Source organism: Streptomyces sp. NPDC056835 (genome assembly GCF_042789485.1).
GTDB lineage: Bacteria > Actinomycetota > Actinomycetes > Streptomycetales > Streptomycetaceae > Streptomyces.
This window is the reverse complement of sequence record NZ_JBHUBB010000014.1, coordinates 180,335-195,435: the sequence shown is the minus strand read 5'-3', so window position 1 is coordinate 195,435 and position 15,101 is coordinate 180,335. Positions and strand designations below refer to the sequence as shown.

The window sequence follows — 15,101 nt, the reverse complement described above, 5'->3', positions numbered from 1 at the left end:
GGGCCGGCTGCTTGGCAGCCGGCCTCACCGGATCTCCCTTCGGCGTACCGTGGGTACGCCCCCTGTGACGTGATCAGACCCGGTACATACGGCGCACCATCGCCTGCAGTGCCGGGCGCGGGGTCGCACCCAGGAAGAACGGCTGCATCCGGTTCATGGCGCCCGGCGTGACGAACGCGCGTCCCTTCGCCACGGCCTTCAGGGCAGGCTCCACGATCTGCTCGGGCCGCAGCCAGGCCAGCTTGGGCAGCCCGGCGGTGTCGAGTCCCGCGGCCTCGTGGAACTCCGTGCGGACCAGGCCGGTCCGTACGGTGGTGACATGCACGCCGCTGCCGCGCGCCTCCATGTACAGGCTCTCGCCGAAGGAGCCGAGGAACGCCTTGGAGGCCCCGTACACCGCGGACTTCGGCATCGGCAGTCCCGCGACGATGGACGAGATATTGAGGATGCCGCCGTGCCGGCGCTCGGTCATCTGTCCGAGAGCCGCGTGGCTGAGGATGACGGGAGCCATGAGATTGACCCGGATCTGGTGGGTCTCGCGCCGGCGGGACAGCTCGCGGAAGTAGCCGGTGGAGCCGTAGCCGGCGCAGTTGACGAGCAGGTCGACCGCGCGGTCGCCGGGCTCGGCGACGCGCGCGGCGGCGGTCTCCAGGTCCGTCTCGTCGCCGAGGTCGAGCGCGAGGACGTCGACCCGCACCCCGTGGGCGTCGGCGAGCTTGTCCGCGAGGTGCTTGAGCCTGGCCTCCCGGCGGGCGACGAGTGTCACGTCGGCTCCGGCCCGCGCCAGCTGCTCGGCGAACTCCGCGCCGATACCACTCGACGCTCCGGTCACAAAGGCATTCTTGTACGGATAGGACATCTCGGTCTCCAGCGTGCCTGGGGTACGGGGACAACTCGGGGTGGAAGAAGCGGCGCGGGACGGCCGGACGAAGGCCACGAACGGCAGCGGGCCCGGCACCTGGCCGGGCCCCACCGAGGTCACCGTCTGCGGGGCAACGCCGCTTCTGACAGCGGCAGTTCGGTGTTGCCGCGCGCGTAGGACTTACGGGGCACGAGCGGGCCGGCCAGCGCCGTGGTGATCAGGGCCATCAGCACCATCATCGTGAACATCCGGTTGTCCAGGACGCCCATGCTCACCCCGGCGTTCAGGATGATCAGTTCGGTCAGGCCCCGGGTGTTCATCAGTACACCGATGGCCGAGGCCTCCTTCCAGGGCAGGCCCGAGACGAGCGCCGCCCCGGTCGCGCCGACCAGCTTGCCGAAGCAGGCGACGAGGATGATGGCGACCAGTTCCAGGGCTCCGGCGCCGCCCAACTGCGTGACGTCGACGGAGAGTCCGGTGGTGATGAAGAAGATCGGCATGAGCAGTGACGTGACATGCTCGAAGGGAACGCTCACCGAGGACTTCAGCAGTGTCAGCGACGAGCGCGGCATGATCAGGCCGAACGTGAACGCGCCGAAGATCGCGTCGAGGCCGATCCAGTGGGTGAAGAAGGAACAGCCGAGGACACCCGCGGCGATCACCGGCAGCAGCCGCGGCGACACCACGTCGTTGCGGGTCATCGCCGTCACCAGGCGGCTCAGCAGGGGACGTACGACGGCGACGAGCACCACGGCGTACAGCGCGGTTCCGCCGATGACCGTGTAGACGTGGCCGGGGCCGCTGGAGACCACCACCACCGACACGACGGCGAGCATGCACCAGGCGAGGGCGTCGCCGACGGCGGCGCTCGCCAGGGCCAGGATGCCCACGCGGGTGTGCTGAAGGCGGTGCTCCAGGATGATCCGGGCCAGCACCGGGAACGCGGTGATGGCCATCGCCGTGCCCACGAACAGCACGAACGACGTCTGCCCGACGTGCTCTCCACCGACCCGGTCATGGTTGCCGTAGAGCCAGACGGCGAGCACCGCACCGGTGCCGAAGGGCACCACGATCGCCGAGAGGGAGATGCCGAGCACCGCGTTCTTGCGGGCCTTGATCTGCCGCAGATCGATCTCCCAGCCGATCAGGAACATGAACAGCAGGATGCCGATCTGAGCGATGGCCGAGAGGCCGGACCGTGTCTGCGGCGGGAACAGGAGGTCCGGCAGGTCTCCCGGAAACAGGCCCAGGAGACTCGGTCCGAGCGCGATGCCCGCGAGGATCTCGGCGATCACCGGGGGCTGTCGCAGCCTCCGCAGCAACGGGACGAGCAGCGAGCCGGCGACGAGGATGACGGAGACGCCTGCGGCGGTCTCGGCGAGGATCGTGGCCGAGTCCTGGGCCATGTCCTATCCCCTGTCCACGGGCGGACCGGAACGAGCGGGGCCACCAGGACCACCGGGACCGCCAGGACGGCCACCGGGACCGCCAGGACCACCCGGGCCACCCGGGCCGCCGGCCGCGAGCGGACCGCGCTGCGGGCGGAAGCCGACGATGTGGTGCTTCGTGGCGAGGGCCTGCATCTTCTCCCAGTCCGGCGGCCCCTGACCGTCGATCAGCCCGCCAAGCTCCTCGAACCAGTCCTCCACGCCGCCCGGGGTCGCGATGCAGAGCATCTTGCTGGGCCTGTTCCAGGTGTTGACGAAGGCGTGGCCCACACCGCGCGGACCGTACACAAGACTTCCCGGCGTCGCCTTGTGCTTTTCCCCGTCGAGCTCGATCTCGTACTCGCCCTCGATGACGTAGAAGGACTCGTCGACGTCCTCGTGAATGTGCAGCGGCGGGCCCCCACCGGGCGGAGAGGTCACCTCGAAGAACGAATAGAGGCCACCGGTGTCCTCGCCGCGCAGGAGCCAACGCCCCTGCTCCCCCGCCCATTTGATGGGCTTGACGTCGTCCAGCTGGACAACGCGCCCACGTGTAGCCGTCATGGTCCGTCCCTTCCGTCGGGGCCATTCGATTTCGAGGACGAGTATCGGAGCGCCGAAAAGGCTGCCGATAAAGCCCCGGATAAGAGGCCGAGGCGTCGTTCGGCTTTGCGTCCGCCTCACAAGAACTTTTCGGCGCCGCCGCAGACTCCGACGAGTACCGGCCGACCGTGGCCGGGACCGGGAGCGGTCGAGCGTGTCAGCGGGAGGGAGCGTGAGTGGCGTGTCGGACACCGAGCGGCATGGCACCGCCGTGAAGGAGGTGAGCGCGGGAGAAGCGGCGCGGGAGAACGTCCCGGCCGAGTCACCGGCCGAGTCACCGGCTGAGTCGCCGGCTGAGTCGCCGGCCGAGCTGCCGGCCGAGGGACTGGCCGACCGTACGGCGGAACTCGGCGTCATCAGACAGCGTGTGGTGGTGGGGCTCGACGAGGAGTCCGCGGTACGCCAGCACCGCCTCGGCAAGTTGACCGCCCGGGAGCGCGTCGGCCGGCTGCTCGACCCCGGCTCCTTCCATGAGCTGGAGATGCTGCGCAGGCACCGCGCGACGGACTTCGGCATGGCCGCCAAACGCCCGTACACGGACGGCGTGGTCACCGGATGGGGCACGGTCGAGGGCCGCAAGGTCTTTGTCTACGCCCATGACTTCGGCATCTTCGGCGGCTCCCTGGGCGAGGCCCACGCCGCCAAGATCCACAAAGTGATGGACCTCGCGGAGAGCGCGGGCGCGCCCTTGATCGGGCTCAACGACGGCGCCGGCGCCCGGATCCAGGAGGGCGTCATGGCCCTCGCGGGCTACGGCGGCATCTTCCGCCGCAATGTCCAGGCGTCCGGTGTGATTCCGCAGATCAGCGTGATGCTCGGGCCGTGCGCCGGCGGCGCCGCCTATTCGCCCGCACTCACCGATTTCGTCCTGATGGTGCGCGGGACGGCCAGCATGTACGTGACGGGCCCCGATGTGATCAAGGCTGTCACCGGAGAGGAGATCGACTTCGAGGGGCTTGGCGGCGCCGATGTGCACGCCAGGTCCGGGCAGGCGACGTCCGTCCACGACGACGAGGACGACGCGTTCGAGACGCTGCGCTGGCTGCTGTCGTTCCTGCCGCAGAACAACCGGGAGTTCCCGCCGCAGGAGGACAGCGATGACCCGGTGGACCGGCCCTGCGACGGCCTGGTCGACATCGTGCCCCCGTCCCCCAACCAGCCCTACGACGTGCGGCAGGTCATCGAGGAGATCGTCGACCACGGCGAATTCCTCGAACTCCAGGAGGCATGGGCCGGCAATATCGTCATCGGGCTGGCCCGGATCGGTGGACAGGTCATCGGCCTGGTCGCCAACCAGCCGCTGGTCCTCGCGGGCGTCCTGGACATCGAGGCGTCACAGAAGGCGGCCCGGTTCATCCGGTTCTGCGACTCGTTCAACATTCCGCTGGTCACACTGGTGGACGTGCCGGGCTTCCTGCCGGGCGTCGACCAGGAGCACAACGCGATCATCCGCAACGGCGCCAAGCTCTTGTACGCGTACTGCGAGGCGACGGTGCCCCGCGTCCAGGTGCTGATGCGCAAGGCGTACGGCGGCGCCTACATCGTCATGGACTCGCGCTCCATCGGCACCGACCTGTCCTACGCCTGGCCCTCCAACGAGGTGGCCGTGATGGGCGCGGAGGCGGCGACCAATGTGATCCACCGGCGCGCCATTCTCGCGGCCGAGGACCCGCGGCAGACCAGGAACGAGCTGGTCGAGGAGTACCAGCGCACCCTGATGCATCCCTACTACGGGGCCGAGCGCGGGCTTGTCGACGACGTCATCGACCCGCGCGACACCCGGTCGGCGATCTACGAGGGGCTGCGGATGCTCCGCTCGAAACGTGTCGACCTGCCCCGGCGCAAGCACGGCAACTCACCGCTGTGACCGGCCCCCGACACCCTGAGGAGAACCTTTCATGCGTCACGAGATCACCGGCGGCACGCGTCCCGCCTTCCGTAAGGTCGCCTTCGACGAGGTGCCCGTCAACCGGCACCGCGGCGGCACACTGCGCACGCTGCTCGGCCCCGGCAACACCGGTGCCACCAGTGGGTTCATGGGTCACGCTCGGCTGGAGCCCGGCGAGTTCATCAGCGAGCACTACCACCCGTACTCGGAGGAGTTCGTCTACGTGCTCTCCGGTCGGGTCGTCATCCGGCTCGACGGCGAGGAGATCGAGGTCGGCGGCCGGGAGGGCATCCTGGTCCCGATCAAGGTGAGGCACCGCCTGGAGAACCGCGGCGACGAACCGGTCGAACTCATCTATCACCTGGGCCCGTTGGCGCCCCGCCCGGACCTCGGCCATGTGGACACCGAAGAGGTGCCCCACCCCGAGTTCACCCCCGCCGGGGAGCCGCGATGAGCGCGTGGGGAGCGGTCGTCACCGGCGTCGGGGTGGTGGCGCCCGGCGCCGTCGGCCGGGACGCCTACTGGGACCTGCTGGCGGCGGGCCGCACCGCGACACGGGGCATCACCCTGTTCGACCCCACCGGGTTCCAGTCCCGCATCGCGGCGGAGGTCGACTTCGACGCCGCGGCGTCGGGCCTGTCGCCGAAGGAGGTCGAACGCATGGACCGCGCGGCCCAGTTCGCGGTGGTCGCCGCGCGTGAGGCGCTGGCGGACGCCGGCCTCGCGCCGGGGCAGGCGGGCCCGGAGCGCACGGGCGTCAGCATCGGCAGCGCGGTCGGCTGCACCACCCGGCTTGAGGACGAGTACGTGGTGGTCAGCGAGGGCGGCAAGAACTGGGAGGTTTCCCCGGAGCTGGCCACCGAGCACCTGTACCGCGCGCTGATCCCGAGCACGCTCGCCGTGGAGGTGGCGTGGGCGGCGGGCGCCGAGGGTCCCTCGACGGTCGTGTCCACCGGCTGCACCTCGGGCCTGGACGCGGTGGCGCACGGCGTCCAGCTCATCTCGGAGGGCTCGGCGGACGTGGTGATCGCCGGTGCGACCGACGCGCCGATCTCGCCGATCACCGTGGCCTGTTTCGACGCGATCGGCGCCACCTCGCGCAACAACGGCGACGCCGCCCACGCCTCGCGCCCCTTCCACAAGGACCGCGACGGGTTCGTGCTCGGCGAGGGCTCGGCCGTCATGGTGCTGGAGAGCCGGGAGCACGCGGCCCGCCGGGGCGCGTACGCCTATGCCGACATCATCGGGTTCGCCCAGCGCAGCAACGCGTACCACATGACCGGTCTCAAGCCGGACGGGCTCGACATGGCCGAGGCGATCGACATCGCCATGCGCCGGGCCGGCATCACACCGGATCTGATCAGTTACGTCAACGCGCACGGCTCGGGCACCGCCCAGAACGACCGCCACGAGACGGCCGCGCTGAAGAAGTCCATGGGCAAGGCGGCGTACGGCGTCCCGGTCAGCTCCATCAAGTCGATGATCGGTCACTCGCTGGGGGCCATCGGCGCACTGGAGATCGTCGCCTGTGCGCTGGCGATCAAGCACGACATGGTGCCGCCCACCGCCAATCTGCACGAGCAGGACCCGGCACTCGACCTCGACTACGTGCCGCTGACCGCTCGCGAGAACGTCAACGACATCGTGCTGAGCGTGGGAAGCGGGTTCGGCGGCTTCCAGTCGGCGATGCTGCTGGCCAGGCCCGGACGGGGAAACGGGAAGTGACACGATGACCAGCAACCGTCGCACCGTCTTCAGCGGTGTGTCAGCGATTGCCCCCAACGGCTCGACCACCAAGGAGTTCTGGGCCGCGACGCTCGACGGCGTCAGCGGAATCGGCCCCGTCCGGTCCTTCGACGTCTCCGGCTACCCGGTCCATGTGGCGGGCGAGGTCACCGACTTCGCCCAGCGCGATCTGATCGACGGCCGGCTCATGGTGCAGACGGACCGGTGGACACAGTTCGGCCTGGTGGCCGCCGGGCGCGCCCTGGAGGACGCGGGCATCGATCCGCGGCAGCTCGACGAGTACGACATGTCGGTGATCACCGCGACCTCGTCCGGCGGTAACGAGTTCGGGCAGCGGGAGATCCAGAAGCTGTGGGACAAGGGCTCGCGGTTCGTCGGCCCGTACCAGTCCATCGCCTGGTTCTACGCGGCGACGACCGGCCAGATCTCGATCCGGCACGGCATGAAGGGCGCCTGCGGTGTCCTGGTCGGCGAGCAGGCCGGCGGCCTCGACGCGCTGGGCCAGGCCCGCCGGGCGCTGCGCGACGACGCCTCGGTGGTGGTGAGCGGCGGGACCGACGCGCCGCTCGGCCCCTACGCCCTGGCCTGCCACACCTCCGCCCACCTCATGACGGGCAGCCGGGACGCGGCCGGCGCCTACCGGCCCTTCGACGCGGGGGCCGACGGGTACGTGGCCGGGGAGGGCGGGGCGATGTTCATCGTCGAGCCCGAGGACACCTGGCGGGGCCGTGGCGCCGAGCAGGGGTACGGGGTGCTCGCCGGTTACGCGGCCACCTTCGACCCGCGCCCCGGCTCCGGCCGGGAGCCCGGACTGCGCCGCGCGATCGTGCAGGCGCTCGCCGACGCGCGGGTCGACCCGTCCGAGGTCGATGTGGTCTTCGCCGACGGGCTCGGGGTGCCCGCGGCCGACCGGGCCGAGGCGGAGGCGATCAGTGCCGTGTTCGGGGAGCGCGGTGTGCCGGTGACCGTGCCCAAGTGCCTGGTCGGCCGGTTGCACGCGGGCGGGGCTCCGCTCGATGTGGCGATGGCGCTGCTGTCGATCCGTGACTCCGTCGTCCCGGGCACCCCGGGCCTGACCACGCTCGCCCCCGGCGTCGGTCTGGACATCGTCCGCGAGACGCGCCAGGCGCCCGTGCGCACGGCGCTGGTACTGGCCCGCGGCTTCGAGGGCTTCAACGCGGCGGTCGTCATCAAGTCCCTTTAGTTCCGGACTAGTTCCAAGGGACTTGACGGCACCGATCCATCACCAATCCAGATGAGCACATCAAAGGAAGGCATCTACGTGACCACCTCCGTGATCACCCTTGACGAGTACGCCGAGCTGATCAACCGCGCCTCCGGCGCGGGCGTCACCGCCGAGGACCTGCTCGACCCCGCCGTCTCCTTCGAAACGCTCGGCGTCGACTCGCTGGGCGGCCTCGGCGTCGTCTCCGAGCTGGAGCTGCGCCTCGGCCTGGAGCCGGACAGCGGTGCGGACGGCACCAAGACCCCCTTCGAGCTGCTGCTCGGCATCAACCGGCGGATGGTCGCCGACGCGCTCCTGAAGGAGGGGCACACCGAGCAGAGCATCGTCATCGACGCCTCGTACGACGAGGTGTGGCGGCAGACGAACGCCGTCGCCTCCTGGCCCGGACTGTTCAGCGAGTACGCGCGTGCCGAGATCCTGGAGACCTCGGGCGACACGGTCACCTTCCGGCTCAGCATGCACCCCGACGAGAACGGCACGGTGTGGAGCTGGGTCTCGGAGCGGACCATGGACCGGGGATCCGGCACGGTGCGCGCGCACCGCGTGGAGACGGGCCCGTTCGAGTTCATGGACATCACCTGGACCTACCGTGAGGTCGAGGGCGGCGTCGAGATGCGCTGGGTCCAGGACTTCCGGATGAAGCCGGGGGCCCCGGTGGACACCGCGGAGATGACGGCCCGCATCACCACCAACTCCGCGCTCCAGCTGGCCCTGATACGGGGCCGCGTCCAGGAGCGCGCCCGACTCGCCGCCGTGTGACGCCCCTCACCGGCCGAGCGGAAAGGGCCTCCCCCGTGCGGGGGAGGCCCTTTCGCTGAGAGGCCGCGCGGCCTCTCAGCCGATGCTCTGCGGGAAGCGGAACAACCGGTGCGGGTCGTACGCGCGCTTGACCGCGACGAGCCGGTCGTAGTTCTCCGCGTAGTAGGCGGCGCGCCAGTTCTCCAGCCGGGGATCGATGAAGTTCTGGTACGTCTCGCCGCTGGAGTACGGGTCGAGGACGCCGAAGCCCATGTCGGTCCACTGCCGTGCCGCGGCCTTGTCCGAGGCGTCCGCCGGGCCTGCCGCGATCACCCCGAGAAAACTCGCGCTGAACAGGGAGTCGCGGTGCACATAGGCGGTGTCGGTGCGCGCCGGATCACCGACCGCCCCGCCCAGGGCGCCCACTTGAAGCAGATGGCGCTGGCCGGGCACCCGCACGGCGTCGAAGCCGCCGACCGCCTCCTCCCACATGGCGCGGGCCGGCGGCCGGTCGAAGAGCCGGCTGCGCTCACTGGCGAAAGCGGCCCGCGGCAGCTTCGCCTCGGGGCCGGTGCCGGCGCGATGGCACTGCGGCGCGGTGTAGTCGCCGCAGCCGTACAGATTCATCATCGCGGTGAGATACGGCGCCGTGGCGCTCTGCCCCGTGGCGGGGGTCCTGCCGACCGCGGATATCAGCCGGTCCGCCTCGGCGTCGAGCAGTTCCCTGCCGCCCGTCGAGCTCAGCAGGACGGAGACGACGGGGACGGTGCCCGGCGTCGCGTCGGGCAGGGCGACGACGGCGGAGCCGCCGAGCGCGCGCGGCGCGTCCGTGATCCAGTGCGCCCAGGCGTCCAGGACGTCGACGGCCGCGTCGTACCCCCACACCAAGGTGGCGCTGGAGAGCTCGCTGATCCGGGTCGGGGCGATCTCGTACGCGGTGACGATGCCGAAGTTGCCGCCGCCGCCCCCGCGCAGCGCCCAGTACAGGTCGGTGTGCCGCTCGGGCGAGGCCCGTACGATCCGCCCGTCGGCGAGCACCACACGCGCGGCCCGCACCGTGTCGCTGGAGATGCCGGCGGACCGGGTGAGCAGGCCCGTACCGCCGCCCTGGAGGAAGCCGCCGAGGGCGACGGTGGGGCAGAAGCCGCCCGACAGGGCCAGCCCGTGCGGGGCGAGTCCGACGGTCGCGTCCACCAGCTGGGTCCCGGCCCCCACCACGACACGACTCTCCCTCACGGACAGTGAGTCGATGTTCGACACGTCGATCACGAGACCGGTGGTGGTGGAGTATCCGGCGGCGCTGTGGCCGCCGCTGCGGGCAACGACCGGCATCCCCTCGTCCTGGGCGAAGGCCAGGCACAGGGCCACGTCTGCGGAGCTCTCGCAGTAGGCGACGGCCGCCGGGTCCACCGCGTCGAACTCGGCGCTGCTGAGCTGTTTCGCGACCGGGTACGCGCTGTCGCCGGGGAGGACGAGCCGCCCCGTGAGGTGGGTGCGCAGCCGCTCCCGGCGTGCCGCGCGGGACGTGCGCGCCGAGGCCCGGCCCGGCACGGAGCCGAGCGAGAGCGCCGAGAGCGTGAGCGCCCCGCCCCCCGTGCCCTTCACGAACGATCTACGACTGATCATGCTGGCGCCTTCCTGACAGGGACGGGCATGAGAGGGCTGCCGCCGACGGGGGAATGCGGCGGCAGCCCCGCGCCACACTAGCGCAAGATATTAGCCAGCACACTAACTATCTCTCGCCGGGGGCCGTTTGCACCGCCCTCATGGTGGCTTTATCCGGTCCGCCCAGGATGTGTCGCAACAGCCGTGGACGGATTCACGGCAGGGGAAGGAGCACTCATGCAGTACACGCTGATCGTCGCGCGCATGGCCCCCGAGGACACCGATCGCGTCGCCGGCATCTGGACCGAGTCGGACGCCACCGAACTCCCGCACCTGGTAGGTGTGAAGCACCGCAGGCTCTTCCAGTTCCAGGGCCTGTACTTCCAGTTGATCGGCTCCGAGGAACGGCTCGGCGAACGTATCGAGGAGGTACGCGGCCACCACCTCTTCCAGGACGTCAACGAGAAGCTCAAGCCGCACATCGCCGCGTACGACCCGCTGACCTGGCGCGGCCCGGCCGATGCGATGGCGAAGGAGTTCTACTCGTGGAACGCGTGACCGAGACCCCGGACGTGGTGCGGATCGTGCGCGGGGCTCCCGACGCGCACGAGACGGCCGCGCTGCTGGCACTGCTCACCGCCCGGCTCTCCGCGCGGCCCGGCCCCGGCGACGAGCCGGAGCGTCCGGCGCCGGGGCCCACCTGGCAGCCGTTCACCGGCCACGGCCAGGGCGGTTGGGGGCACGCGTGATCCGCACCGTTCTCGACATGAAGGTCCGCGAGGGCTGCGCCACGGCGTTCGAGCGCGCCTGGCGGGACGCCGCCGCGGTGGCCGCCGGCTACCCCGGCGCCATCGCCCAGACCATGCTGCGCTCCCCCGACGACCCGCTGCGGTACACGATCACGGCCGACTGGGCCTCGCGCGCGAGCCTTACGGCCTATCAGCTCAGCGAGGACCGCAAAACACTGTCCGCCACCCTCGACCAGCTGCGCGAGTCGGCGGCCAAGTCGCTCCTCGACATCGTCGCGCACGTCAGCTCCCCCACCGCCCCCGTACCGACGACCAAAGGCACGGTCCTGACATGACCATCCGCGTCATCATGACGGCCACCATCAAGCCCGAGGACTTCGATGCCTTCGAGAAGGCGTACATCGACGTCACCAGCAAGGTCCGCGGCACCCCCGGCCACGTACGGGACGCGCTGCTGCGCGACTTCGCGGACCCGACGAAGTACTCCCTGCTCGCCGAGTGGGAGGACGAGGAGCAGTTCCGCGCCTGGGCCGACGACCCCGAGCACATGCGCCAGTCGGCCGCGATGTACCCGTTCTGGGCCGACAGCTTCCAGCGGTCCATCCATGAGGTCCGCGCCACGCTGGAGTCGTACGAGACGCCGCGCTCCACGCCCGCGGCCGGTTGAGGAGAGAGCCATGCCCGTCCAGAAGGCCGTGGTGATCGGCGCAGGAATCGGCGGACTCACCGCGGCGATCGGCCTGCGCCAGGCCGGAGTCGACGTCAAGGTGTTCGAGCGGCGGACCGAGCCGAGCCGGCTGCTGACCGGCGGCGGCTTCATGCTGTGGCACAACGCGTTCGTCGCGCTGCGGAAGCTGGGGCTCGACGACCGGGTGAGCAAGGTCAGTTCGGAGATCCTTCACCATGAGTTCCGGTCCGCGAACGGCCGTACGCTCGCCCGCTGGGCGATCGGCCCCGAGGCCGACCGGATCGGCGCGCCCGCGGTGGCGCTGCGCCGCTCCGACCTGAACTCCCTCCTCCTGGAGGAGGCCGGTGACCGCGTGGTGATGGGAGCGCAGTGCACCGGCTTCGAGCAGGACGCCGACGGCGTCACCGCCCAGTTCGCCGACGGCTCCACGGAGCGCGCCGATGTGCTGATCGGCGCCGACGGTATGCGCTCGGTCGTCCGCAGCAGACTGCGCAACGGCCATGACCTGCCGCCCCGTTACGCCGGTTACACGGCCTGGCAGGCGATCGCCGAGCTGCCGGGCGAGGACATCGTGCCCAGCGGCACGTTCTTCAACCTGTGGGGCAAGGGCGGTCTGCGCTTCCTGTACTGCCGGCTCAACGACCGCGAGGTCTACTGGGACGCCATCACCTCCGACGAGGCGAGCACCGCCTTCGACATGTTCCGCAAGAACAAGCGGGACGTGATGTGCGAGACGTACGCGTCCTGGCAGGACCCCATCCCGCGGATCCTGGCGGCCACCCGCGACGACGCCATCCTGCCCATCGACATCGCGGACCGTCCGCCGACGCGCGACCGGGCCTGGAGCCACGGCCGGGTCGTGCTGCTCGGCGACGCGGCACACGCCATGACACTGAACCTCAGTCAGGGCGCCGGGCAGGCCATCGAGGACGGGGTCGTGCTGTCGGGCCTGCTGGCGCGCGAGCCGGACCTCGGCCGGGCCGTGTCGCGGTACGAGGAGCTGCGCAGGGAGCGGGTCGACTCGATGGTGCGCGGCGCCTACCGCATCGGCGAACTCGGCAAGTGGAAGAGCGGGTTGGCGTGCGGTGCGCGCGATCTGTTCATGCGCGCCTTCTTCGGCACCTTCGCCAAGAAGGGGACGTACCGCCTGATGATGAATTTCGACTACTGACGCCCTAGGAGCCGATCCCCCATGCTCGTCCACCTCCTGGCCGCGTTGCTCGTCCTGCTCAGCGGTGCCCTGGCGGGGGTGCTCGTAGCCGTCCATATCGCGGTGGTGCCCATGCTGGCCACTCTGCCGGGCGACCGGTACATCCAGATCCACCGCTCACTGGATCCCCGGTTCGACCCGCTCATGCCCACCGTCGACAAGATCGCGCTCGGTGTCGGTCTGGTGCTGATCGTGCTGGCACCGGGGTGGGACGCGAAGGCCGCGTTCGCCGTCGCCGAGGCCGGGCTGATCGGCGTCGCGCTCGTCTCCGAGCTGTCGAACGTGCGGATCAACCGGCACATCGACACCTGGGCAGTACAGGGGCTTCCACAGGGCTGGGCCGAGACCCGTACCCGCTGGGCGCGCTCCAACCGTGACCGCACCTGGATCGCCCTGGCGGGCTTCGCCGCGGCGATCGTCGGAACGTGCCTCGTCTGAGCGGAGTCTCGCCACCCATCACAGGAGCACTCGTATGCAGAAGGTACTGATAGCCAACCGGGGCGAGATCGCGGTCCGAGTCCTCCGCGCCTGCCGGGACGCGGGACTGCGCTCCGTCGCCGTCTACGCGGACCAGGACAGGGAGGCCCCGCACGTCCGGCTCGCCGACGAGGCGTTCGCGCTGCACGGCAGTACGGCCGCGGAGACCTATCTCGACGCCGGGAAGCTGCTGGCCCGGGCGGCCGAGGCGGGCGCGGACGCCGTCCACCCGGGCTACGGATTCCTGTCCGAGGACGCGGACTTCGCGCGGGCCGTGCTCGACGCGGGGCTGACCTGGATCGGTCCGCCCCCGTCGGCGATCGAACGGCTCGGTGACAAGGTCGCCGCCCGGGAGATCGCCCGCCGGGTGAACGCCCCGCTGGCGCCGGGCACCGACCGGCCGGTGTCCGGCCCCGCCGAAGTCCTCGACTTCGCCGGGCGGCACGGGCTTCCGCTGGCCATCAAGGCGGTGGGCGGGGGCGGCGGGCGCGGTCTCAAGGTGGTCCGCACCCTGGAGGAGATCCCCGAACTCCTCGAATCGGCCTCGCGCGAGGCGGCCGCCGCCTTCGGGCGGGGCGACTGCTTCATCGAGAAGTACCTCGACCGGGCCCGGCACGTGGAGACACAGTGCCTGGCGGACAGCCACGGCAATGTGGTGGTGGTCTCCACCCGCGACTGTTCGGTGCAGCGCCGGCACCAGAAGCTCGTCGAGGAGGCGCCCGCGCCCTTCCTGACGTCCGCCCAGGAAGAGGCGCTGCGCTCCGCGTCGAAGGCCGTCCTCGCCGAGGCGGGCTATGTGGGAGCGGGCACCTGCGAGTTCCTGTTGGGCGAAGACGGCACCCTCTCGTTCCTGGAGGTCAACACCCGTCTCCAGGTGGAGCATCCGGTCACCGAGGAGATCACCGGGATCGATCTGGTCCAGGAGCAGTTCCGTATCGCCTCGGGCGAGGAACTGGGGTACACCGATCCGCCGCGGCGCGGGCACTCCGTCGAGTTCCGGGTCAACGGTGAGGACGTCGGCCGGGGCTTCCTGCCGACGCCGGGCACCGTGACGCGCTGGCGTATCCCCACGGGTCCGGGCATCCGGGTGGACACCGGCCTGGTGGAGGGCTCCGTCGTCGACGGGGCCTTCGACTCGATGCTCGCCAAGCTGATCGTCACCGGCGCGGACCGCCCACAGGCACTGGCCAGGGCCCGGCGCGCCCTCGCGGAGTTCGAGGTCGAGGGCATCCCCACCACGCTGCCGCTCGCCCAAGTACTCCTCGAAACACCGGAGTTCACGGCGAGCGACCCCGCGGTCGGCTTCGCCGTGCACACGCGGTGGCTGGAGTCGGAGTCCGCCGTCCGCGTCGAGCCGTGGCAGGGCGGCCAGGAGGCGGACGAGGCCGCCGAGCCGGCCGCGGAGCGCCTGTCGTACACCGTCGAGGTGGCCGGGCGCCGGCTGGAAGTGGCCCTGCCCGGGTCGCTGATGACCGCGCGGCGGGCGCCCGCCAAGGCCGGCGGCCGGGCGGGTACGCAGCGCAGGTCCCGCTCGGTGTCCGTCGCGCCCACCGCCGGGGCGGCGGCGCTGACCAGCCCGATGGTCGGCACGGTGGTGAAGATCGCCGTCAGCGAGGGCGCGGAGGTCGCCGAGGGCGACGTCCTGTTCGTCATCGAGGCGATGAAGATGGAACAGCCCGTCAAGGCCCACCGCACCGGCGTGGTGCACAAGGTCGCGGTGGCGGCGGGCGCGGGCGTTTCCCGGGGCGCGCCCCTGTGTGAGATCCGTTCGGCGGCATGACACCACCGGACACACGCGAGGCCCGCCCCCTGGAAAGCGCCTTCGGGGGGGCGGGCCTTGTGGTTTCGGGCGGGCCTTGTGG

Annotated in this window: 16 protein-coding genes; 12 read left to right on the top strand and 4 right to left on the bottom strand. The window is 70.8% G+C overall.

Annotated elements, in window-relative coordinates; all coding sequences use genetic code 11:
- Positions 1-73 precede the first annotated feature (73 nt).
- From ACFRMN_RS18695 to ACFRMN_RS18685, 3 genes are read right to left on the bottom strand one after another with little or no spacing between them, the layout of a single operon-like run.
- Positions 74-982, bottom strand: coding sequence for an SDR family NAD(P)-dependent oxidoreductase (locus ACFRMN_RS18695; protein ID WP_383020579.1), 909 nt, complete (start codon positions 980-982; stop codon positions 74-76).
- Positions 979-2,268 carry a cation:proton antiporter gene (locus tag ACFRMN_RS18690; RefSeq protein WP_383020577.1) on the bottom strand — a complete coding sequence of 430 codons (1,290 nt, stop codon included), beginning with the start codon at positions 2,266-2,268 and terminating at the stop codon, positions 979-981. Before ACFRMN_RS18690 ends, ACFRMN_RS18695 begins: the two co-directional genes overlap by 4 nt.
- 3 nt (positions 2,269-2,271) lie before the next feature.
- Positions 2,272-2,853, bottom strand: coding sequence for a cupin domain-containing protein (locus tag ACFRMN_RS18685; protein WP_383020575.1), 582 nt, complete (start codon positions 2,851-2,853; stop codon positions 2,272-2,274).
- Between the two features lie 364 nt (positions 2,854-3,217).
- Between ACFRMN_RS18685 and ACFRMN_RS18680 the strand changes: the two genes are divergently transcribed.
- From ACFRMN_RS18680 to ACFRMN_RS18660, 5 genes are all read left to right on the top strand, one after another.
- Entirely contained in the window at positions 3,218-4,759 is a 1,542-nt protein-coding gene (locus ACFRMN_RS18680) for an acyl-CoA carboxylase subunit beta (RefSeq protein ID WP_383020610.1), read from the top strand.
- Between the two features lie 31 nt (positions 4,760-4,790).
- Positions 4,791-5,234, top strand: coding sequence for a cupin domain-containing protein (locus tag ACFRMN_RS18675; protein WP_383020572.1), 444 nt, complete (start codon positions 4,791-4,793; stop codon positions 5,232-5,234).
- Positions 5,231-6,505 (top strand): beta-ketoacyl-[acyl-carrier-protein] synthase family protein, encoded by a 1,275-nt coding sequence (locus ACFRMN_RS18670; RefSeq protein ID WP_383020569.1) that lies wholly within the window; start codon positions 5,231-5,233, stop codon positions 6,503-6,505. Before ACFRMN_RS18675 ends, ACFRMN_RS18670 begins: the two co-directional genes overlap by 4 nt.
- 4 nt (positions 6,506-6,509) lie before the next feature.
- Positions 6,510-7,730 (top strand): ketosynthase chain-length factor, encoded by a 1,221-nt coding sequence (locus ACFRMN_RS18665; RefSeq protein ID WP_383020567.1) that lies wholly within the window; start codon positions 6,510-6,512, stop codon positions 7,728-7,730.
- A 318-nt stretch (positions 7,731-8,048) separates the two neighbouring features.
- The gene (locus ACFRMN_RS18660) at positions 8,049-8,531 is read left to right on the top strand and encodes an SRPBCC family protein (protein WP_383020606.1); all 483 of its coding nucleotides are present in this window, start codon (positions 8,049-8,051) and stop codon (positions 8,529-8,531) included.
- Positions 8,532-8,606: 75 nt separating this feature from the next.
- Here ACFRMN_RS18660 and ACFRMN_RS18655 read toward each other — a convergent pair whose 3' ends face one another.
- Positions 8,607-10,136 carry an FAD-binding oxidoreductase gene (locus ACFRMN_RS18655; protein ID WP_383020564.1) on the bottom strand — a complete coding sequence of 510 codons (1,530 nt, stop codon included), beginning with the start codon at positions 10,134-10,136 and terminating at the stop codon, positions 8,607-8,609.
- A 216-nt stretch (positions 10,137-10,352) separates the two neighbouring features.
- Here ACFRMN_RS18655 and ACFRMN_RS18650 point away from each other — a divergent pair, with 216 nt between their 5' ends.
- The 7 genes from ACFRMN_RS18650 to ACFRMN_RS18620 are packed head-to-tail and all read left to right on the top strand — an operon-like array spanning position 10,353 to position 15,019.
- Complete coding sequence (locus ACFRMN_RS18650) at positions 10,353-10,673, top strand: TcmI family type II polyketide cyclase (protein ID WP_383020561.1); 321 nt, start codon at positions 10,353-10,355, stop codon at positions 10,671-10,673.
- Positions 10,661-10,864: an acyl-CoA carboxylase epsilon subunit gene (locus ACFRMN_RS18645; RefSeq protein ID WP_383020559.1), complete on the top strand. Its 204-nt coding sequence runs from the start codon at positions 10,661-10,663 to the stop codon at positions 10,862-10,864. Before ACFRMN_RS18650 ends, ACFRMN_RS18645 begins: the two co-directional genes overlap by 13 nt.
- Positions 10,861-11,199: an antibiotic biosynthesis monooxygenase family protein gene (locus ACFRMN_RS18640; protein WP_383020556.1), complete on the top strand. Its 339-nt coding sequence runs from the start codon at positions 10,861-10,863 to the stop codon at positions 11,197-11,199. Before ACFRMN_RS18645 ends, ACFRMN_RS18640 begins: the two co-directional genes overlap by 4 nt.
- Positions 11,196-11,531: an antibiotic biosynthesis monooxygenase family protein gene (locus ACFRMN_RS18635; RefSeq protein ID WP_383020554.1), complete on the top strand. Its 336-nt coding sequence runs from the start codon at positions 11,196-11,198 to the stop codon at positions 11,529-11,531. Before ACFRMN_RS18640 ends, ACFRMN_RS18635 begins: the two co-directional genes overlap by 4 nt.
- 10 nt (positions 11,532-11,541) lie before the next feature.
- Entirely contained in the window at positions 11,542-12,723 is a 1,182-nt protein-coding gene (locus tag ACFRMN_RS18630) for an FAD-dependent monooxygenase (protein ID WP_383020551.1), read from the top strand.
- Positions 12,724-12,744: 21 nt separating this feature from the next.
- Complete coding sequence (locus ACFRMN_RS18625) at positions 12,745-13,200, top strand: hypothetical protein (RefSeq protein ID WP_383020548.1); 456 nt, start codon at positions 12,745-12,747, stop codon at positions 13,198-13,200.
- 34 nt (positions 13,201-13,234) lie between these two features.
- Positions 13,235-15,019, top strand: coding sequence for an acetyl/propionyl/methylcrotonyl-CoA carboxylase subunit alpha (locus ACFRMN_RS18620; protein ID WP_383020546.1), 1,785 nt, complete (start codon positions 13,235-13,237; stop codon positions 15,017-15,019).
- The last annotated feature ends 82 nt before the right edge of the window (positions 15,020-15,101 follow it).